The 19,333-nt window shown below is 74.4% G+C and carries 19 protein-coding genes and 2 pseudogenes; 16 read left to right on the top strand and 5 right to left on the bottom strand.

Annotated elements, in window-relative coordinates:
• Positions 1 to 56 precede the first annotated feature (56 nt).
• From rlmB to QQK26_RS12965, 4 genes and pseudogenes are all read right to left on the bottom strand, one after another.
• Entirely contained in the window at positions 57 to 1,049 is a 993-nt protein-coding gene (gene rlmB, locus QQK26_RS12980; protein WP_284233431.1) for a 23S rRNA (guanosine(2251)-2'-O)-methyltransferase RlmB, read from the bottom strand.
• Positions 1,042 to 2,432: pseudogene (gene cysS / locus QQK26_RS12975) on the bottom strand (cysteine--tRNA ligase). Before cysS ends, rlmB begins: the two are co-directional and overlap by 8 nt.
• A 359-nt stretch (positions 2,433 to 2,791) precedes the next feature.
• Complete coding sequence (gene ispD, locus QQK26_RS12970) at positions 2,792 to 3,982, bottom strand: 2-C-methyl-D-erythritol 4-phosphate cytidylyltransferase (protein ID WP_284233429.1); 1,191 nt, start codon at positions 3,980 to 3,982, stop codon at positions 2,792 to 2,794.
• 100 nt (positions 3,983 to 4,082) lie between these two features.
• Positions 4,083 to 4,565, bottom strand: coding sequence for a CarD family transcriptional regulator (locus tag QQK26_RS12965; RefSeq protein WP_284233427.1), 483 nt, complete (start codon positions 4,563 to 4,565; stop codon positions 4,083 to 4,085).
• Between the two features lie 164 nt (positions 4,566 to 4,729).
• Here QQK26_RS12965 and QQK26_RS12960 point away from each other — a divergent pair, with 164 nt between their 5' ends.
• From QQK26_RS12960 to QQK26_RS12925, 8 genes are all read left to right on the top strand, one after another.
• Complete coding sequence (locus tag QQK26_RS12960; protein ID WP_284233425.1) at positions 4,730 to 5,284, top strand: hypothetical protein; 555 nt, start codon at positions 4,730 to 4,732, stop codon at positions 5,282 to 5,284.
• Between the two features lie 45 nt (positions 5,285 to 5,329).
• A complete protein-coding gene (locus QQK26_RS12955) occupies positions 5,330 to 6,280 on the top strand; it encodes a siderophore-interacting protein (RefSeq protein WP_284233423.1) in 951 nt (316 codons plus the stop codon).
• A gap of 1 nt (position 6,281) precedes the next feature.
• Positions 6,282 to 6,815, top strand: coding sequence for a FecCD family ABC transporter permease (locus QQK26_RS12950; RefSeq protein WP_284233421.1), 534 nt, complete (start codon positions 6,282 to 6,284; stop codon positions 6,813 to 6,815).
• Positions 6,773 to 7,327, top strand: coding sequence for a FecCD family ABC transporter permease (locus QQK26_RS12945; protein WP_284233419.1), 555 nt, complete (start codon positions 6,773 to 6,775; stop codon positions 7,325 to 7,327). Before QQK26_RS12950 ends, QQK26_RS12945 begins: the two co-directional genes overlap by 43 nt.
• Positions 7,324 to 8,355 (top strand): FecCD family ABC transporter permease, encoded by a 1,032-nt coding sequence (locus tag QQK26_RS12940; RefSeq protein ID WP_284233417.1) that lies wholly within the window; start codon positions 7,324 to 7,326, stop codon positions 8,353 to 8,355. The genes QQK26_RS12945 and QQK26_RS12940 overlap by 4 nt, the downstream gene beginning before the upstream one ends.
• On the top strand, positions 8,355 to 9,161 hold the full coding sequence (locus QQK26_RS12935; protein ID WP_284233415.1) for an ABC transporter ATP-binding protein: 807 nt from the start codon (positions 8,355 to 8,357) through the stop codon (positions 9,159 to 9,161). The genes QQK26_RS12940 and QQK26_RS12935 overlap by 1 nt, the downstream gene beginning before the upstream one ends.
• A 93-nt stretch (positions 9,162 to 9,254) precedes the next feature.
• Positions 9,255 to 10,256 carry an iron-siderophore ABC transporter substrate-binding protein gene (locus QQK26_RS12930; protein WP_284233413.1) on the top strand — a complete coding sequence of 334 codons (1,002 nt, stop codon included), beginning with the start codon at positions 9,255 to 9,257 and terminating at the stop codon, positions 10,254 to 10,256.
• Positions 10,257 to 10,407: 151 nt separating this feature from the next.
• Positions 10,408 to 10,569 carry a hypothetical protein gene (locus QQK26_RS12925; protein ID WP_284233411.1) on the top strand — a complete coding sequence of 54 codons (162 nt, stop codon included), beginning with the start codon at positions 10,408 to 10,410 and terminating at the stop codon, positions 10,567 to 10,569.
• Between the two features lie 10 nt (positions 10,570 to 10,579).
• On the opposite strand, the gene QQK26_RS12920 is transcribed toward QQK26_RS12925, so the two are convergent.
• Positions 10,580 to 11,866, bottom strand: a complete 1,287-nt coding sequence (locus QQK26_RS12920; protein ID WP_284233409.1) for a glutamyl-tRNA reductase — start codon at positions 11,864 to 11,866, stop codon at positions 10,580 to 10,582.
• A gap of 47 nt (positions 11,867 to 11,913) precedes the next feature.
• On the opposite strand from QQK26_RS12920, the pseudogene hemE reads away from it, so the two are divergent.
• From hemE to hemL, 8 genes and pseudogenes are all read left to right on the top strand, one after another.
• Positions 11,914 to 12,977, top strand: a pseudogene (gene hemE, locus QQK26_RS12915) (uroporphyrinogen decarboxylase).
• On the top strand, positions 12,974 to 14,041 hold the full coding sequence (locus QQK26_RS12910; protein ID WP_284233406.1) for a protoporphyrinogen/coproporphyrinogen oxidase: 1,068 nt from the start codon (positions 12,974 to 12,976) through the stop codon (positions 14,039 to 14,041). The pseudogene hemE and the gene QQK26_RS12910 overlap by 4 nt, the downstream one beginning before the upstream one ends.
• On the top strand, positions 14,038 to 14,241 hold the full coding sequence (locus tag QQK26_RS12905; protein WP_284233404.1) for a hypothetical protein: 204 nt from the start codon (positions 14,038 to 14,040) through the stop codon (positions 14,239 to 14,241). The genes QQK26_RS12910 and QQK26_RS12905 overlap by 4 nt, the downstream gene beginning before the upstream one ends.
• Positions 14,238 to 14,921, top strand: a complete 684-nt coding sequence (gene hemQ, locus QQK26_RS12900; RefSeq protein WP_284233402.1) for a hydrogen peroxide-dependent heme synthase — start codon at positions 14,238 to 14,240, stop codon at positions 14,919 to 14,921. Before QQK26_RS12905 ends, hemQ begins: the two co-directional genes overlap by 4 nt.
• Positions 14,918 to 16,087 carry a ferrochelatase gene (locus QQK26_RS12895; protein ID WP_431308014.1) on the top strand — a complete coding sequence of 390 codons (1,170 nt, stop codon included), beginning with the start codon at positions 14,918 to 14,920 and terminating at the stop codon, positions 16,085 to 16,087. Before hemQ ends, QQK26_RS12895 begins: the two co-directional genes overlap by 4 nt.
• Positions 16,084 to 17,010, top strand: coding sequence for a hydroxymethylbilane synthase (gene hemC, locus QQK26_RS12890; protein ID WP_284233399.1), 927 nt, complete (start codon positions 16,084 to 16,086; stop codon positions 17,008 to 17,010). The genes QQK26_RS12895 and hemC overlap by 4 nt, the downstream gene beginning before the upstream one ends.
• 16 nt (positions 17,011 to 17,026) lie before the next feature.
• Entirely contained in the window at positions 17,027 to 18,010 is a 984-nt protein-coding gene (gene hemB, locus QQK26_RS12885; RefSeq protein ID WP_284233397.1) for a porphobilinogen synthase, read from the top strand.
• Positions 18,007 to 19,320 carry a glutamate-1-semialdehyde 2,1-aminomutase gene (hemL, locus tag QQK26_RS12880; RefSeq protein WP_284233395.1) on the top strand — a complete coding sequence of 438 codons (1,314 nt, stop codon included), beginning with the start codon at positions 18,007 to 18,009 and terminating at the stop codon, positions 19,318 to 19,320. The genes hemB and hemL overlap by 4 nt, the downstream gene beginning before the upstream one ends.
• The last annotated feature ends 13 nt before the right edge of the window (positions 19,321 to 19,333 follow it).

The raw sequence follows: 19,333 nt of genomic DNA, 5'->3' as shown, positions 1-19,333 counted from the left end.
ACGACGGAGCGGATGCGGGATCACCGGGATCCCGCATCCGCTCCTCGCGTCTGCGGCTACTTCGCGGCGCGCAGCTTGCTGATCTCGTAGAGGGTGACGCTCGCGGCGATGCCGGCGTTGAGCGACTCGGTCGCGGCGTCGATCGGCACCGAGACGATGGCGTCGCAGGTCTCGGTGACGAGGCGCGACAGGCCCTTGCCCTCGCTGCCGACCACGATGACGATCGGCCGGTCGGCCAGCTCGAGGCCGGGCAGCGACACGTCGCCGCCGCCGTCGAGGCCGATCACGAAGACGCCGCGCTCCTTGAGGGCGACGAGGGTGCGGGTGAGGTTGCCGGCCATGGCCACGGGGATGCGTGCGGCCGCGCCCGCCGCGGTCTTCCACGCCGCAGCGGTGACGCCGGCGCTGCGGCGCTGCGGCACGATGACCGCCTGGCCGCCGAAGGCTCCGGTGGAGCGGATGATGGCGCCCAGGTTGCGGGGGTCGGTGATGCCGTCGAGGGCGACGAACAGCGGCGTCCGACCACGGCCCTCCACCTCGTCGAGCACGTCCAGGACGTCCTTGTACTCGTACGGCGGCACCTTCAGCGCGAGGCCCTGGTGCACGGCGTCCGGGCCGGTGAGGCGGTCGAGCTCGGGGCGCATGACCTCGAGCACGGCGACGCCGCGGTTCGTGGCGAGCGCCAGCGCCTCGCGGACGCGCTCGTCCATCTCGATGCGAGCGGCCACGTACAGCGTCGTCGCTGGGATCTTGGCCCGCAGCGCCTCGACGACCGAGTTGCGGCCGGTGACGATCTCGCTCTCGTCGTTCGACTTGCGGGGCCGCTGGCCACCGCTCGGACGCGATCCCGCCGAGCCGCCGCCGTGGCGGGCCTTGGCGGCCTCGAGGCGCTCCCTCGCGATCTTGCGCTTGCCGGCGACGTGCCAGCTGCGGTCCTCGGCCTTCGGGGTGGGCCCGCGGCCCTCGAGCGCCTGACGGCCGTTCCCGCCGGTGCCCTTCGTGGCGCCCTTCTTGCCCTTGGAAGTTCCCGGTCGTCCTGGCTTAGCCATCGATCCTCCATTGCGCACCCGACGGGGTGTCCTCGATCGTGATGCCGGCGGCGGCGAGGCGGTCGCGCACGCCATCCGCTCCGGCGTAGTCCTTGGCGGCACGCGCCGCCTGCCGCTGCTCGAGCAGGTCGCGCACGAGCGCCTCCAGCGCGGCGGCCTCGGGCCCCGCTCCGCCGGCCGCCCACGCGGGGTCGCGCGGATCGAGGCCGAGCGCACCGAGCATGGCGGCCGTCTCGGCGGCGCGCTCGCGGGCCTCGTCCATCCGCCCCGCGTCCAGCGCGGCGTTGCCGGAGCGCACGGCGCCGTGCAGTTCGGCGAGCGCCTGCGGCACGCCGAGGTCGTCGTCCATGGCCGCGCCGAACGCGGACGGGACCTCGCCCGCGATGACGGCGCCCAGCATCCGCTCGGCCCGCTGCAGGAACGTCTCGACGCGCTCGAAGGCCGACGCGGCCTCGGCGAGCGTCGCCTCGCTGAACTCGAGGGTGGAGCGGTAGTGGGCGCTCGCGAGCAGGTAGCGGGCGACGATGGGCCGGGTGCCGGCGAGCAGGTCGGCGGCGGAGAAGGAGTTGCCGAGCGACTTCGACATCTTCTGCCCACCCGTGCTGACGAGGCCGTTGTGCAGCCAGTGCCGCGCGAAGGGGTCGCCGGCCGCGTGCGACTGGGCGAGCTCGTTCTCGTGGTGCGGGAAGCGCAGGTCGAGGCCGCCGCCGTGGATGTCGAACTCCGGGCCGAGGTAGCGCGTGCTCATGGCGGAGCACTCGATGTGCCAGCCGGGACGGCCGGGGCCCCAGGGAGTGGTCCAGACGGCGCTGTCGGGCTCGCCCGGCTTGCGGCCCTTCCAGAGGGCGAAGTCCTGCGGGCTGCGCTTGCCGCGCGGGTCCGCGTCCTCGGCGGCCTCCATGTCGTCGGCGCGCTGCCGGGTGAGGGCGCCGTAGGCGGGGAAGGATGCGGTGTCGAAGTAGACGTCGCCGCCCGCCGCGTAGGCGTGGCCGTTCGCGACGAGGCGCTGGATGAGCGCGATCATCTCGGGGATGGACGCGGTGGCCCGAGGCTCGTAGGTCGGGCGTCGGATGCCGAGGGCGTCGTAGGCCTCGTCGAACCGCTGCTCGACGCGGTACGCCAGCGCCCACCACGGCTCGTCGGCGGTCGCGTTCGCGAGCACCTTGTCGTCGATGTCGGTGACGTTGCGCACGAGCGTGACGGCGAGGCCGCGGTGCTCGAACCAGCGGCGCCAGAGGTCGTAGACGAGGGCGCTGCGCAGGTGGCCGATGTGCGGGGCCGACTGCACCGTCGGACCGCAGACGTACAGGCCCACCCGACCCGGCTCCCGGGGGTGAAGTCGACCAGCGCCTGCTGCGCGGAGTCGTAGAGCCGGATCGTCACCGCCTCAGTGTAACGACCCGGCGCAGGCGACCTCGTGGCCCGCGTCCTCGACGCGTGCCGCAGCAGAGGCCGCCCTGCTCACGCTTCGCCGGCTCGTTCCACCCGCCCCATCTTGTCCATCACGTCGCGTGCTTCGCTCCCCCGCAGCCCGCGTACCGTGCCGAATGCAGGAACACGGGCGGCACAGAGGCCGGGAGCGCCGCATCTGCGTGCCCGCGAGCAGTTTGGTGCCGCTTTTGCGGCAGTGGCGGGGGTGAGTCGTAGCGCGTTCCTGCATTCGGTATCGCGCGGACGGCGGAAGGGCGGGCGGGGTGAGGGCGGGGGCGGGCGGGATGGGGGCGAGCGGAGCGAGCGGCTGATCAGCGGGCGGGCAGCGGGTGCGGGCCGAGCAGCAGCGCCGTCGCGATCGCCGCGACCCCCTCGCCCCGCCCCGTGAGCCCGAGACCGTCCGTCGTCGTGGCGGCGACGCTCACCGGCGCCTCGAGGATGCGGGAGAGCACCCGTTCCGCCTCGTCGCGCCGGGGCGCCAGCTTCGGCCGGTTGCCGACGACCTGCACCGTGACGTTGCCCACCGAGAAGCCGCGGCCCCGCACCAGGTCGAGGGTCGCGCGCAGGAAGACCTCGCCGCGCGCGGCGGCGAACCGGGGGTCGTCGGTGCCGAACACCGAGCCGAGGTCGCCGATGCCGGCGGCCGCGAGCAGCGCGTCGCAGATCGCGTGGCTGGCGACGTCGCCGTCGCTGTGACCACGCAGGCCCGCCTCGCCAGGCCAGTGCAGGCCCGCGAGCCACAGCTCGCGACCGGCGTCGAGGGGATGCACGTCGGCGCCCGTGCCGACCCGCACGCCGGCGACGGGCACGACGGCGAGGAGCTGCTCGGCCCGACGGAGCTCCGCGCCCGTGGTGATCTTGAAGGCGAGCTCGTGGCCGGCGACGATGCGCACCGGATGCCCCGCCTCGGCGACGAGCGCGGCGTCGTCCGTGCGCTCGGCGCCCGCGGCGTCGTGGGCGGCGAGCAGCTGCGCTCGCGGGAAGCCCTGCGGCGTCTGCACGGCGGCCAGCTCGGAGCGGTCGAGCGTCTCGACGACCGCGCCGCCCGCATCCGCCCGCTTGATCGTGTCGGCCACCGGCAGCGCGGGCACGACGCCTGCACCGGTCGCGGTCACCTCGGCGATGACGGACTCGAAGAGCTCGACGGGCGCGAGCGGTCGCGCAGCGTCGTGGACGAGCACGATGTCGACAGCGGGGTCGAGCGCGTCGAGCGCGGCGCGGACCGAGGCCTGACGGGTGGCGCCGCCCACGACCACGCGGGCGTCGAGGTGCGCAGCGGGCGACCCGGCGACGATCTCGCGGGCGAGCGCGACGTGCGTGCGCGGCACCGCGACGACGAGCAGCGGATGCTCGCGCAGCTCCGCCAGCGGCGCGATCGCGTGCGCGAGCACGCTGCGACCGGCCAGGGGCACGAAGGCCTTGGGCTCGCCGAGCCCGAGCCGGGAGCCCTCACCTGCGGCCACGATGACGACCGCGACGCGGGGGCCGGGCGGGGTGCTCATGCGATCAGCCTGTCGACCGCGGCCGCGCGCCACGGGCGATCTTCAGCGGGCGCACAGCGGTTCGCATCCGGCGGCACCGACCCCGCCGGATGCACGGTGCTCAGGAGGCCAGCACCTCGTCCAGAACCGTCGAAGCCTGGTCCTCGTCGGTCTTCTCCGCGAGCGCGAGCTCCGAGATGAGGATCTGGCGGGCCTTCGCGAGCATGCGCTTCTCGCCGGCCGAGAGGCCGCGATCCTGGTCGCGGCGCCACAGGTCGCGGACGACCTCGGAGACCTTGATCACGTCGCCGGACGCGAGCTTCTCGAGGTTCGCCTTGTAGCGGCGGCTCCAGTTGGTGGGCTCCTCGGTGAACGGGGCGCGGAGCACCTCGAAGACGCGGTCGAGCCCCTCCTTGCCGATCACGTCGCGCACACCGACGAGGTCGACGTTCTCGGCGGGCACCTCGATCACGAGATCGCCCTGGGTGACGTTGAGCTTGAGGTAGACCTTCTCCTCGCCCTTGATGACGCGTTTCTTCACCTCGGTGATGGTGGCTGCGCCATGGTGGGGGTAGACAACGGTCTCTCCGACCTCAAAAAGCATGTAGGTACGTCCCTTCCAGTGCAGGCCATGATAGCATCCCCGGCCTCTCTTTAGGGTGCCCTAAGCGCGCCCCGCGCTCCACGCCGCGTAGACTGTCGCCGAACCATCGTCGCCCGATGCGCCTCCGCGTGCCCGGGCAGCACATTCCGGCTCGGGAGGGCTCAGTGAAGACAGCACGCATCGCCGCTTCGGTCGCCATCGCCGGCGCGGTGGCGCTGGGCGCCTCGGCCTGCAATCTCGTCACCTACCAGGCGACCACCGAGGTCTACGACCCGAGCGACGGCGTCTCCGGCTCGGTCGGCACCGTCGACGTCCAGAACGCCCTGCTCGTGACGGGCGACGGCGAGACCGCGACCTTCGTGGGCACCGTGACCAACCTCGGCGACGACCCCGCGCGACTCGGCCTCCAGTACGAGACCGCCTCCGGCGAGCGCGTCACCGAGGAGTTCTGGGTCCCCGCGGGCGAGACGTTCACGACCAGCTTCGGCGACCGCGAGCAGCTGCTCTTCACCGACCTCGACGGCTCGATCGGCGGCTACCTCGACGTGTTCGTGCAGTACGGCACCGAGCAGGGCGAGGTGCTCACCGTGCCCGTGGTCGACGGCTCGCTGCCCGAGTACGAGGCGCTGCTGCCCGCCGACTTCGACGGCGACGTGCTCAGCGTGACCGACCCGTCCTACGACCCTCGCACCGAGGAGTCGGAGGAGGAGGGCCACTAGGGCCCTGCCGCCCACCGCGGTCCCGCGGTGTGTGAAACTGAGGTGATGCTTACCTCAGTCGAAGAGCGCGCCGTGCTGCGCGACGACCGCCCCGCGTACCGCCCGTTCGAGGTCGTCGTCGCGCGCGTCGAGTCGATCGCGCCCGGCTTCGTGCGGGTGACCTTCACCGGCGACCAGCTCGCGTACTTCGGCACGGCCGGCCTCGACCAGCGCATCAAGCTCGTCTTCCCGTTGCCGGGCACCGGCTGGGGCGACCCCGACTTCCTCAGCGGCGACCCCGTCGGCTGGTACGCGCGCTGGCGCGAGCTGCCCGAGGAGCGCCGCAACCCCTTCCGCACCTACACGGTGCGACGCATCGACCAGTCCGCCCGCGAACTCGACGTCGACTTCGCCGTGCACGTCGGCGAGGGGCCCGCCGTGCAGTGGCTCGCGCAGGCGCGCCCCGGCGACCGGATCGCCATCGTCGGACCGGACGACCGCAGCGAGGGGTACCGTCTCGGACTCGACTGGCACCCGGGCGAGGCGACCTCCGTGCTGCTCGTGGGCGATGAGACCGCGGTGCCCGCCGTGGGCGGCATCCTCGAGGCGCTGCCCGAGAGCACCGTGGCGCGCGTGCTGCTCGAGGTGCCGGACGACGGCTTCCCGATCGATCTGCCCACGCGAGCGGATGCGCGCATCACCTGGCTGACCCGCGACGGCGGCCCGCACGGCAGCAGGCTGGAGCCCGCCCTGCGCGGATGGCTCGCGAGCGATCGCGCCGCCTACGCCCCCGCGCTCGGCGCCCGGCAGCAGCCGGTCGAGGAGATCGACGTCGACGCGGAGATCCTCTGGGACAGCCCCGAGGACGGCCCGGGGGCGTTCTACGCGTGGCTGGCCGGCGAGTCCGCCGCCATCAAGGCGCTGCGGCGCGTGCTCGTGACCGAGACCGGCATCGACCGCAAGCGGGTCGCCTTCATGGGCTACTGGCGCCTCGGCGTCGCCGAGCGGACCGGCTGAGGTGGCGACCGCGCTCGAGGGGGCGCCCGCCGCATCCGCCGCTCGCATCGGGGTCGGCCGGCGGACGCTGGTGCTCGTGCTCGCCGCAGCGCTGCTGGCGCTGGCGCTGCTCGCCTCCCTGGCGCTCGGCGCCCGCGACGTAGCGCCCTCCGCCGTGCTGCAGGCCCTGCTCGACCCGGTGACGGGCGACAACGACCACACGGTCGTGCGCGACCTGCGGGTGCCGCGCACGGTGATCGGGCTGCTCGCGGGAATCGCCTTCGCGCTCGCCGGGGCCGTCATGCAGGGGCTCACCCGCAATCCGCTCGCCGAGCCGGGGCTGCTCGGCGTGAGCACGGGGGCGTCGCTCTTCGTGGTGCTCGGCATCGCGCTGCTCGGCGTCTCGACCAGCCTCGGCTACCTCTGGTGCGCACTGCTGGGCGCTGCGGTGGCGACCGTCGTCGTCTACCTCGTCGGTCGCGGCGGCGAGGGCGGCACCTCCCCGCCCGGCTGGTGCTCTCCGGAGCAGCGCTCACCGCCGGGCTGCAGGGGGTGATCAGCCTCGTGCTGCTCAGCGACCAGCAGACCCTCGACCGGTTCCGCTTCTGGCAGGTCGGGTCGCTCGTGGGGCGCGACCTCGACAACGTGGCCTCGATCTGGCCGTTCCTGGCCGTCGGCGCGGCGGTGGCGCTCCTCAGCGGGCGCACCCTGAACCTGCTCGCGCTCGGCGACGACCTCGCCCGCGGACTCGGGCAGCGCACCGGCGCCGTGCGCGCGCTGCTGCTCGCCGTCATCGTGCTGCTCGCCGGCGGCGGCACCGCGCTCGCCGGGCCGCTGCTCTTCGTCGGCCTCGTCGTGCCGCACCTCGCCCGAGGGCTCGTCGGGCAGGACTACCGCTGGATCGTGCCGCTTTCGGCGCTGCTCGGGCCGGCGCTCGTGCTGCTGGCGGACGTGGCGGGCAGGCTGATCGCGCGCCCCTCCGAGATCGAGGTCGGCATCGTCACCGCGTTCCTGGGCGCGCCGGTCATGATCCTGCTGCTGCGCCGCAACCGGAGCGAGGGGCTGTGACCGCCGCCCCCGCGCGCCTCGGCTCCGGCCGTCGCCGCCGAGCCCGTGCGACGCTCGCCGTGATGGCCGCGCTGCTGCTCGTCGCCGGGCTGCTCATCCTCTGCCTGGGCGACTTCGGCCTCACGCCGCTCGACGTGCTGCAGGTGCTCGCCGGAGGGGGCGAGCGGCTCGACCGCTTCATCGTGATCGACGTGCGCCTGCCGCGCCTCGTGCTCGCGGTGCTCGTCGGCGCCGCCTTCGGGCTCGCCGGCGGCCTGTTCCAGAGCGTGCTGCGCAATCCGCTCGCCAGCCCGGACGTCATCGGCATCACCACCGGGGCGAGCGTCGCCGCGGTCACGGCCCTCATGGCCGGCGCGGCGCCGTGGATCGTCACCGGCTCCGCCTTCGCGGGGGCGCTCGTGATCGCGGCCCTCATCTCGCTCCTGTCGCTGCGCGGCGGAACCGGCGTGAGCGGTTACCGCTTCGTGCTCACCGGCATCGCCATCGGGTTCATGGGCAAGTCCGCCCTCGAGTGGGTGCTGACGCGGAGCGACGTGCGCGAAGCCGCGACGGCGCTCTCCTGGCTGGTCGGCAGCGTCGGCAACGCGCGGTGGCCGGAGATCGCGGTGCTCGCGATCGTGCTCGCCGCGCTGCTGCCGCTGGTGGCCGCATCCGCTCGTCCGCTCGGCCTGCTCGAGTCGGGCGACGAGCTCGCCACGGGCCTCGGCGCACCGGCCCGCAGGCTGCGCCCGATGCTGCTCGCGCTCGCCGTGGCGCTCGCCGCCGCCGGCACCGCCGCCTCCGGGCCGATGGCCTTCGTCGCCCTGATCGCCGCGCCCGTCGCGCGGCGGGTGCTCGGCCTCGGCCGTCCGTCGCTCGGTGCGACGGCGCTGGTCGGGGCGCTCATCGTGGTCTGGGCGGACGTGGTCGCGCAGCACGCGCTGCCCCTGAACCTCGCCGCCCCCGCCGGCATCGTCACCGGCGCGATCGGCGCCGCCTACCTGCTGTGGCTGCTCGCCACGGGACGCGACCGCGAGAGGAGCCGCTGATGCGCAGCGCGCAGAACCGGATCGTGCGGGCGGAGGGGCTGAGCCTCGGCTACCGCGACCGCACCATCGTCGACGAGCTCGACCTGGAGCTGCTCGCGGGCGGGGTCACCGTCATCGTCGGCGCGAACGGCTGCGGCAAGTCGACCCTGCTGCGAGGGCTCGGTCGGCTGCTCGCGCCCACCGGCGGAACCGTCACGCTCGACGGGCGCTCCCTCGCCGACGTGCCGGCCCGAGAGCTGGCCCGAGCCGTCGGGATGCTGCCGCAGCAGCCCATCGCCCCCGACGGCATCACGGTCGGCGATCTCATCGGCCGCGGGCGCTACCCCCACCAGGGGCTGTTCCGGCGCTGGAGCGCGGAGGACGACGCCGCCGTGCAGGAGGCGCTGCGCCTGACCGACACGGCGGAACTGGCCGAGCGCGCCGTCGGCGAGCTCTCGGGTGGGCAGCGGCAGCGCGTCTGGATCGCCCTCGCCCTGGCGCAGGACGCGGACGTGATGCTGCTGGACGAGCCCACCACCTTCCTCGACGTCGCCCACCAACTCGAGGTGCTCGACCTGCTGCTGCAGCTCAATCGCGAGCACGGCCGCACCGTGGTGATGGTGCTGCACGACCTCAACCTCGCCGCCCGCTACGCCGACCGCCTGGTGGTGATGCACGAGGGCCGCATCGTCGCGGAGGGCGCCCCGGAGGACGTCGTCACGCCGCAGATCATCGAGACGGCCTTCGGACTGCCGAGCCGCGTCGTCGCCGATCCGGTGTGCGGCTCGCCGATGGTCGTGCCGATCGGACGGTTCCACGGCGTCTGACGACGCCTGCCGTCCCGCTCCACGGCAGGATCGCGTAGCGTGAGGTTAGGCTACCCTCGCCTCTACCCCTCTCACAGCACAGGAGCACCCCGCGTGACCAACCGCATCCGCTCGATCGCCGCACTCGGCGCGATCGCCGCCCTCGCCCTCACCGGCTGCGCCACGACCGGCCCGGACGCCGGCGGCGCCGCCGAGCCCGGCGCCGAGTCCGTCACGATCGAGCACGCGCTCGGCACGGCCGAGATCCCCGCCGACGTCGAGCGCGTCGTGACGCTCGGCTGGGGCAGCACCGAGGCGGTGCTCGCCCTCGGGATCGTGCCGGTCGGCATCAGCTACCAGTCCTACGGTGCGAACGAGGAGGGCATCGAGCCCTGGGTCGTCGACGAGCTCGACGCCCTCGGCGGCGAGACCACCGTGCTGCCGAACAGCCAGGAGACCCCCGTCGAGGCGATCGCGGCGCTCGAGCCCGACCTGATCCTCGCCACCTACTCGGGCGTGACGCAGGACGAGTACGACCTGCTCGACGCCATCGCCCCGACCGTGGCCTACCCGGAGAAGGAGTGGTCCACGCCGTGGCAGGAGGTCATCACGACCGCCGGCACCGCGCTGCAGAGGGAGGACGAGGCCGACGCGATCATCGACGACATCTCCGCCGAGCTCGCGACCGTCGCCGAGGAGCACCCCCAGTTCGCCGGAAAGACCATCATCGCCGCCGCCGACTTCGAGGGCGCCTTCTACGGCTACACGCCGGCCGATCCGCGGGTCGAGGTGCTCTTCGAGCTCGGCTTCGAGAACGCCCCGGCGCTCGAGGGCTTCGACCCGGGCGACGGCTCGTTCTTCTTCACCGCGAGCAACGAGCAGCTCGACCAGCTCGAGAGCGACGTGCTGCTGCTCTACTTCGACGACCAGGCCACGGCCGACACGTACCTCGCCAGCAGCACCGCCGCCACCCTGCCGCAGGTCGCGGCCGGCACGGTCGCCCCGCTGGTCGGCGCGTCCTACGTGGCGGCGGTCTCGCCGCCCACCGCGCTCAGCGTGAGCTGGGGCCTCGACGCCCTGGTCGACGCGCTGGAGCAGGCCGCCCCCGCCGCATAGCCCCTGCTTGCGCGATGGCGCCGGTCCCGCTCGGGGTCGGCGCCATCGTCGTCTCAGGGTGCCCCGTCAGGGTGCGCTACAACCTTCGGCGGATGGCGGATGGCACCGTCGCCCGACGCGCGGATCGCACCCCGCGCGGTGGACTGGTCGCATGACCACGGCACCGCAGCGCACCCGATCCGGCAACCGCCCCGAGTGGCGGCACCTGCTGCTCACCCTCGGTCTCATCGCCGGTTCGATGGGCGCGATCGTGTTCTTCGCGGTCTACGCCTGGGGAGAGCTGCAGCGGATCGCGTCGGCCTTCGGATTCTGAGCCGAGCGGCTCAGACCGCGAGGAGGCCGGGGCCGCGCTCGTCGCGCCGATCGCGACGCTCGACCTCGAGCCCGAACAGCGCCTCGACGCCGTCGATGAAGCGCTCCGGCTCGCCCTCGCGGGCCAGCTCGCGGGCGCGGACGCTCGGCTCGTGCAGCAGCACGCCGACGAGGTGGCGCATCGCCGCCTCCGTCTCGGGGTCGCCCCCGCGGCGGCGCAGCCGGGCGATCTCCTCCTCGAGCACGCCGTGCACGTGCTGCCGCAGCGCGCTGACGGCGGGCGCGAGCGCCTGCTCGGCGCGGGCGTCGGCGTAGTCGTCGACGGCGCGGCGTACGAGCTGCTGCGCGTCCTCGGTAGCGTTGAGCTCCTCGAGCGGCGCATGCAGGCGGATGATCTCGAGATCGAGCAGCTCGAGCAGCTCCAGGCCGCGCACGTCGGGGTTGACGTTGCGTGGCATGCCGAGATCGATCACGAGCTGGCGGCGCGCGCCGTGCTGCAGCCGGCCGGACTCGATCAGCGCGCGGTCGACGACCTGCACCGAGGAGGTGCAGGTGATGACGAGGTCGGCCTGGGCCAGCTCGGCCGCGAGCGCTGCGGCGGGCACGTCGCGCAGACCGCGGGGCAGCGCGAAGCGCGCGCCGTTGCCCGAGGGCGAATGCACGGCGACGTCGACGACGCCGCGGTCGCGCAGCGCGGCCAGCGTGGCGCGGGCGTAGGAGCCCGTGCCGACGAGCAGCACGCGGGCGGCCGACCAGTCCTCCACCCGGCTGGCCGCGAGCTCGAGCGAGAGGCGCACGAGCGACCGGCCGGCGTGGGCCAGCGCGGTGGTCTTGCGGATGCCGCGGTTGGTCTGCGAGGCGTGCTGGAAGGCGCGCTCCAGCTCGGGCGAGGTCGTGCCGCGCGAGCGGGCGTCCTCGAGCGAGCGGCGCACCTGTCCGGCGATCTCGCCCTCGCCGATCACGACCGAGTCGAGGCCGGCGGTGACGCTGAAGAGGTGCTCCACGGCCTCGGGGCCGGTGCGCACGTCGAGCAGCTCGCCGAGCTCGCGCTCGTCGAGGCCGAAGCTGCGGTGCATCTCGTTCGCGGTCGCCTCGAGGGCCACGGCGCGCCCGGCGGTCACCGGGTCGTCGAGCTCGAGGTACACCTCGAAGCGGTTGCAGGTGGCGACGACGACGGCGCCGCTGACGGCCTCGCTCGACGCGACCAGTCGGCCCGCGAAGTCCTCCGACGTCACCGAGAGGCGCTCGAGCGTCTCGAAGGGCGTACGGCGGTGCGTGGCGGACAGGGAGACGAGCACCGCACGAGTCTAAACCTTCTACGACTTGTCGATGTACCCTGGTGACCATGCCGTCTTCCGCTCTCGGCGATGCTCATCCCCTCCTCCGCTCCGCCACCGGCGACTCCGCGCTCCTGCGCGCACTGCGGGGCGAACGGCCCGAGCATCCGCCCGTCTGGTTCATGCGTCAGGCCGGGCGCTCACTGCCCGAGTACCGCGAGCTGCGGATGGGCACCGACATGCTCGACGCCTGCCTCGACCCGGCGATGTCGAGCGAGATCACGCTCCAGCCGGTCCGACGCCACGGCGTGGACGCGGGCATCTTCTTCAGCGACATCGTCGTGCCGATCAAGCTCGCCGGCGTCGATGTGACCATCGAGCCGGGCCGCGGCCCGGTCTTCGCCGAGCGGATCACCACCGCCGCGCAGGTCGCCGCGCTGCCCGACCCCGAGGCCGCCGACTTCTCCGCCGTCGCGGAGGGCGTGCGCCGCACCGTCGCCGAGATGGGCTCCACCCCGCTCATCGGCTTCGCGGGCGCGCCGTTCACGCTGGCCGCCTACCTCACCGCCGGCGGCCCGTCGAAGGACCAGCTGCCCGCGCGCACCCTCATGCACGGCGACCCGGAGGCCTGGGACGCGCTGCTCAGCTGGACCGCTCGGCTCACCGGCGCCTTCCTGCGCGCGCAGATCCTCGCCGGCGCGAGCGCCGCGCAGCTCTTCGACTCCTGGGCCGGCTCGCTCGGCGTGGCCGACTACACCCGCTCGGTCGCCCCCTACTCGGCGCTCGCGCTCGAGCCGGTGCGCGACCTCGGCGTGCCCGTCATCCACTTCGGCGTCGGCACGGCCGAGCTGCTGCCCGCGATGCGCTCGATCGGCGTGGACGCGCTCGGCGTCGACTGGCGCCTGCCGCTCGACGAGGCCGCCCGCCGCGTCGGGCAGGACGTCACCCTGCAGGGCAACATCGACCCCGCACTGCTCGGAGCCCCTGGCCGGTCGTCGAGGCGCATGTGCGCGAGGTCGTCGAGCGCGGCCGCGCCGCGCGCGCCCACGTCGTGAACCTCGGTCACGGCGTGCCGCCCGAGACCGACCCGACCGTGCTCACCCGGATCGTCGAGCTGGTGCACTCCCTGTGACCCGCACGGCCGCCGTCGCCGGCGGCGGCATCGCCGGTCTCGTCGCGGCGCGCGACCTCGCGCGCGCCGGATGGCGCGTGCACCTGCACGAGCGGACGCAGCGGCTCGGCGGCACGGTCGCATCCGCCCTCCTCGACGACGGCGCGGGCGGCTCGATCGCCCTCGACGTCGGCGCGGAGAGCTTCGCGACCCGCACGGATGCCGTGGCCGGCCTGGCCGAGGAGCTCGGTCTGGAGCGCGTCGCCCCGATCGCCGAGGGCGCGTGGCTCGTGGGACCGGCGGGCGCGCATCCGCTGCCCCGCACGGGCCTGCTCGGCATCCCAGGCGACCTGGCCGAGCCCGGCGTGCGCGCCGTGCTGGGCCGCGCCGGCGTGCTGCGTGCGCGCCTCGACCGGCACCTGCCCGTGCGGGTGGACGACGACGCGAGCCTCGCCGAGGTGGTGATCGCCCGGATGGGGCACCGCGTGCTGGACCGGCTGGTCGCCCCGGTCGCCGGCGGCGTCTACTCCACCCCGCCCGAGCGGATGCCCCTCGCCGTCGCCGCGCCGGGTCTCGCCGAGGCGATGCGCGAGACCGGCTCGCTGGGCGCCGCCGTCGCCCGGCAGCGCGCCGCCGCCGCGGGCACCGCCGTCGCCGGGCTGCGCGGCGGCATGCACACGCTCGTCGAGGCCCTCGCCGCCGACCTCGAGCGGCTCGGCGCCACGGTGCACCTCGGCTCGGACCTGCCCGGCCCCGGCGCCGCGGACCTCACCGTGCTCGCGGGCGCGCCGACGACGACGGACTCCGGGTCGCTCGTCATCGCCACCCTGCTGCTCGACGCCCCCGCGCTCGACACCCGGCCGCGCGGCACCGGCGTGCTCGTGGCGCGCCGGCTCACCGCGGCCAAGGCGCTCACGCACTCCAGCGCCAAGTGGCCCTGGCTGGCCGAGGCGCTGCCCGCCGGCAGGCACGTCGTGCGGCTCAGCTACCCCTCCCCGCGCTCGACGGCGACGAGCTCGTCGACCTCGCGCTGCTGGAGGCCGGGCGCCTGCTCGGGATCGCGCTCGACCGCACGATGCTCGTGAGCAGCCACCTGCAGACGTGGGCGACGCCGGCGCCCGCCGGGGCGCATCCGGTCGCCTCCGACGACGCCGAGGACGTGGTGCGCATCGGCACCGCGGTCGCCGGCACCGGCCTCGCCCGGGTCGTCGCGCACGCCCGCCGCACGCTCGCCGAGCGCGGACTCACCTCGCAGGAACCTAGTGGAAGAATGGACGACCGATGAACGACATCGACACCTCCGCCGGCGCCGCCACCCCCGGCGCGTTCACGCTGTGGGCCGTGTACCGCCGCCCGACCGGCTTCCGCCTCGACGGCGGCGAGGGCGAGGCGCTGCAGGCCGCCATCGACGCGCTCGACGGCGTGACCGTGCGCGGCATCTACGACGTGAGCGGCCTGCGCGCCGACGCCGACCTCATGCTCTGGCTGCACGGCCCGACCGCGGAGGGCCTGCAGGCCGCGCTGCGCGAGCTGCGCCGCGCCAGCGTGCTCGACCGCCTCGAGCTGAGCTGGAGCGCCATGGGCGTGCACCGCGACGCCGAGTTCAACAAGCAGCACGTGCCCGGCTACATGCGCGGCATCGAGCCGCGCGGCTGGCTCTGCCTCTACCCCTTCGTGCGCAGCTACGAGTGGTACCTGCTCGACCCGGCCGAGCGCGGCCGGATGCTCGCCGAGCACGGCCGCAAGGGCGCCGCGTTCACGGACGTCATCGCGAACACCGTCTCGTCCTTCGCCCTCGGCGACTGGGAGTGGCTGCTCCCCCTCGAGGCCGACGAGCTGACCGACCTGGTCGACCTCATGCGCGATCTGCGGGCGACGGATGCGCGCCGCCACGTGCGCGAGGAGATCCCGTTCTACACGGGTCGCCGCATCCCCGCCGCCGAGGTGCCCGAGGTGCTCGCGTGAGCGGCATCACCAACGGCCAGGCCGTGCTCGCGGCCTCGGAGCCGGCGCTCTGCGGCCCGCCGCACGTCGAGGCCCCGGTGGCGTACGACGCCATCCTGCTCGCCGGCTTCGGCGGGCCGGAGGGTCAGGACGACGTGATCCCCTTCCTGCGCAACGTGACCGCCGGCCGCGGCATCCCCGACGAGCGGCTCGAGGAGGTGGCGCACCACTACCGTCACTACGGCGGCGTGAGCCCCATCAACGAGCACAACCGCCAGCTCAAGGCCGCCCTGGAGGCCGAGCTCGAGCGCCGCGGCATCGACCTGCCCGTGCTCTGGGGCAACCGCAACTGGGACCCCTACATGAAGGACGCGGTGCAGGAGGCGCACGACCGCGGCTTCCGCAGCATCATCGCGCTGGCCACCAGCGCCTACTCCAGCTACTCGGGCTGCCGCCAGTACCGTGAGGACTTCGCGATGGCGCTGGACGCCACCGGCCTGCGAGGCGAGCTGCGCATCGACAAGGTGCGCCAGTTCTTCGACCACCCCGGCTTCGTGACCCCCTTCGCGGAGGGCGTGCGCGATGCGCTCGCGACGTTCGCCGACCGGGGGATCGCCTCCTCGCGTACCCGCGTGCTGTTCGCGACGCACTCGATCCCGACCGGCGACGCCCTGAGGAGCGGACCCCGGGACCGGGACTTCGGCGACGAGGGCGCGTACGGCGCGCAGCACCGCGCGGTGGCCGAGCACATCATGACGACGCTGGGCGCGGACGTGGCCTGGAAGCTCGTGTACCAGTCCCGCAGCGGCCCGCCCACGCAGCCCTGGCTCGAGCCCGACGTCAACGACGAGATCGCCGAGCTGGCGCAGGACGGCGTCGAGGCGGTCGTGATCGTGCCGCTCGGCTTCGTGAGCGACCACATGGAGGTGCTCTGGGACCTCGACACCGAGGCGGTGCAGACCGCCGAGTCGCACGGCATGCAGGCGCTGCGCACGCCGACGCCGGGCATCCATCCGGCCTACGTCGCCGGCCTCGTCGACCTCGTGCTCGAGCGCGTGCACGGCACCCCTGCCGCCGAGCGGCCGGCGATGACGGGCCTGGGGCCCTGGTTCGACGTGTGCCGTCCGGGCTGCTGCGAGAACGCGCGGCTCGGCTTCAAGCCGGCCGTGGCGGGGGTGGCCCCGTGATCCGCGTCGGCACCCGCGGCAGCGCGCTCGCGCTCGCCCAGACCCAGACCATCGCCGACTCGATCGCCGCCCGCACCGGCGAGGAGATCGAGATCGTGCGCGTCGTGACCGAGGGCGACACGAGCCGCGCCTCGCTGTCGAGCCTCGGCGGCACCGGCGTCTTCGCCTCGGCCCTGCGCGATGCGCTGCTGGCCGAGGAGTGCGACGTCGTCGTGCACTCGCTCAAGGACCTGCCGACCGCACCGCACCCCGGCCTCGAGATCGGCGCCGTGCCGAAGCGGGCGGATGCGCGCGATGCGCTCTGCGCCCGCGACGGCCTGACGCTCGAGACGCTGCCCGAGGGCGCGAGGGTCGGCACCGGCTCGCCGCGCCGGGTGGCGCAGCTGCGCAAGGCCCGCCCCGACCTCGAGGTCGTGGACATCCGCGGCAACATCGACACCCGGCTCGCCCGTGCGCAGGGACCGGACGCGGACCTCGACGCCGTGGTGCTCGCTGCCGCGGGACTCGGACGCCTCGGCCGCCTCGAGTCGGCGACCGAGCTGCTCGAGCTCGGCCCGTGGCCCACCGCCCCCGGCCAGGGCGCGCTCGCCATCGAGGTGCGCGAGGGCGCCAGGGGCGCGCTGCGCACGGCCCTCAAGGGCCTGGACCACTTCTCGACGCGCCTCGCCGTCGAGGCCGAGCGCACCGTGCTCGCGCGCCTCGAGGCCGGATGCGCCGCGCCGGTCGCCGCCACCGCCTTCCTCGACGACGGCCTCATCTTCCTCTCGGCGCGCGTCTACGCCGTGGACGGCAGCGAGCAGCTGACCGCCTCGCACGCGCAGTACGTCGCCGACTCCGAGCACCCCGCGATCGAGATCGCGGAGCGGGCGGCCGACGAGCTGCTCGCGAACGGCGCGCGCGACATCGCGCCGCTCGGCGACTGACGAAACGGAGCGCAGCATGACCGCACCGACCATCCGTCCCCGCCGCCTGCGCACGTCGCCGGCGATGCGGCGGCTCGTGCGCGAGACGCGGGTGCACCCCGCCCAGCTCGTGCTGCCGATGTTCCTGCGCGAGGGTCTGCGCGATCCGCAGCCGATCTCGTCGATGCCGGGCGTCGTGCAGCACTCGGAGGCGTCGTTCCGCGCCGCGCTGCAGCGCGCGGCGGGCGCCGGCGTCGGCGGCGTGATGCTCTTCGGCGTGCCCGCGGAGCGCGACGCGCAGGGCTCCGGCGCGATCGACCCGGAGGGCGTGCTCAACCGGGCGATCCGCATCGCGCAGGAGGAGGTCGGCGACGCGCTCGTCGTGCAGGCCGACCTCTGCCTCGACGAGTTCACCGACCACGGCCACTGCGGCGTGCTGGACGTGCACGGCCGGGTCGACAACGACGCGACGCTCATGCAGTACCAGCGCATGGCCGTCGCCCAGGCCGAGGCCGGCGCCCCGCTGCTCGGCCTCAGCGGCATGATGGACGGCCAGACCGCCGCGGTGCGCGAGGCGCTGGACGCGCACGGTTTCGCCGACGTGGCCCTGCTGGCCTACTCGGCCAAGTACGCGACCGCGCTCTACGGGCCGTTCCGCGAGGCCGTCGACTCGCAGCTGCAGGGCGACCGCCGCACCTACCAGCTCGACCCCGGCAACGGCCGCGAGGGGCTGCGCGAGGCCGAGCTCGACGAGCTCGAGGCCGCCGACATCGTCATGGTCAAGCCGGCCACCTTCTACCTCGACGTGCTCGCCGAGATCGCCGCGGCCGCCCGCGTGCCCGTCTGGGCGTACCAGGTGAGCGGCGAGTACGCGATGCTCGAGGCCGCCGCCGGCAACGGCTGGATCGACCGGCGCCGCGCGGTGCTCGAGTCGCTCACCGCGATCCGTCGGGCCGGTGCCGACGCGATCCTCACCTACCACGCGGTCGAGGCCGCGAACTGGATCAAGGAGGACGGATGAAGTCCACGGTCAACGAGGGCCTCTACCGCCGCGCACGCGGCGTCATCCCCGGTGGCGTGAACTCGCCCGTGCGGGCGTTCGGTTCCGTCGGCGGCACGCCCGCCTTCATCCGCTCGGCGAAGGGCGCCTGGATCACGGACTCGGACGGCAACGAGTACGCGGACCTGGTCGGCTCGTGGGGTCCCGCCATCCTGGGCCACGCGCACCCCGAGGTCGTCGCCGCCGTGCAGGAGGCCGCGACGCGGGGCCTCTCCTTCGGCGCGCCCACCGAGGCCGAGGTGGAGCTGGCGGAGCTCATCCGCTCGCGGTTCGCGGTCGACGGCCTCGCGCCGATCGAGCGGGTGCGCCTGCTCTCGACCGGCACCGAGGCGACCATGACCGCCATCCGCCTCGCCCGCGGGGCGACCGGCCGCAGCCTGCTCGTCAAGTTCGCCGGTCACTACCACGGGCACTCCGACGGCCTGCTCGCCGAGGCCGGCTCGGGCCTGGCCACGCAGGCGATGCCCGGCTCCGCGGGTGTGACGCCCGAGGTCGCCGCGCAGACCATCGTGCTGCCCTACAACGACCCGGTCGCGGTCGAGACGCTCTTCGCGGCGCGCGGCGACGAGATCGCCGCCGTCATCGTCGAGTCCGCCGCCGCGAACATGGGCGTCGTGCCCCCGCTGCCCGGCTTCAACGCCGCCCTCGGCCGCCTCGCGCACGAGCACGGCGCCCTGCTGATCGTCGACGAGGTGCTCACCGGCTTCCGCGCGGGCCCCGCCGGCTACTGGGGCCTCGAGGCCGACTACTCCCCCGACCTCGTCACCTTCGGCAAGGTCGTCGGCGGCGGGCTGCCGGTCGCGGCCCTCGCCGGTCGCGCCGAGCTGATGGACCTGCTCGCGCCGCTCGGCCCCGTCTACCAGGCCGGCACGCTGAGCGGGAACCCGGTCGCCGTGGCGGCCGGCCTCACCACGCTGCGGCTGGCGGATGCGGACGTCTACGAGGCGCTCGACCGGACGGCCCGCGCGGTCGCCGAGGGCGTGTCCGCGGCGCTGAGCGCCGAGGGCGTGCCCCACACCGTGCAGTGGGCCGGCACGCTGTTCTCCTTCGCCTTCGCCGACCGTGCCCCGCTCGACTACGCGACGGTCAAGCAGCAGCGGCAGGAGGCGTACCCCGCCCTGTTCCACGCGTTCCTGGACGCCGGCGTGCACCTGCCGCCGAGCGTGTTCGAAGCCTGGTTCGTCTCGGCCGCGCACGACGAGCGGGCCATCGGGCGCATCCTCGAGGCGGCGCCGGCTGCAGCGAAGGCGGCGGCCGCGGCGCTCGCCTGATCCCGGCTCAGGT

The sequence above is a fragment of the Arenivirga flava genome (assembly GCF_030161575.1).
Taxonomy (GTDB): domain Bacteria; phylum Actinomycetota; class Actinomycetes; order Actinomycetales; family Microbacteriaceae; genus Arenivirga; species Arenivirga flava.
This window is presented reverse-complemented; position numbering and strand designations above follow the sequence as displayed.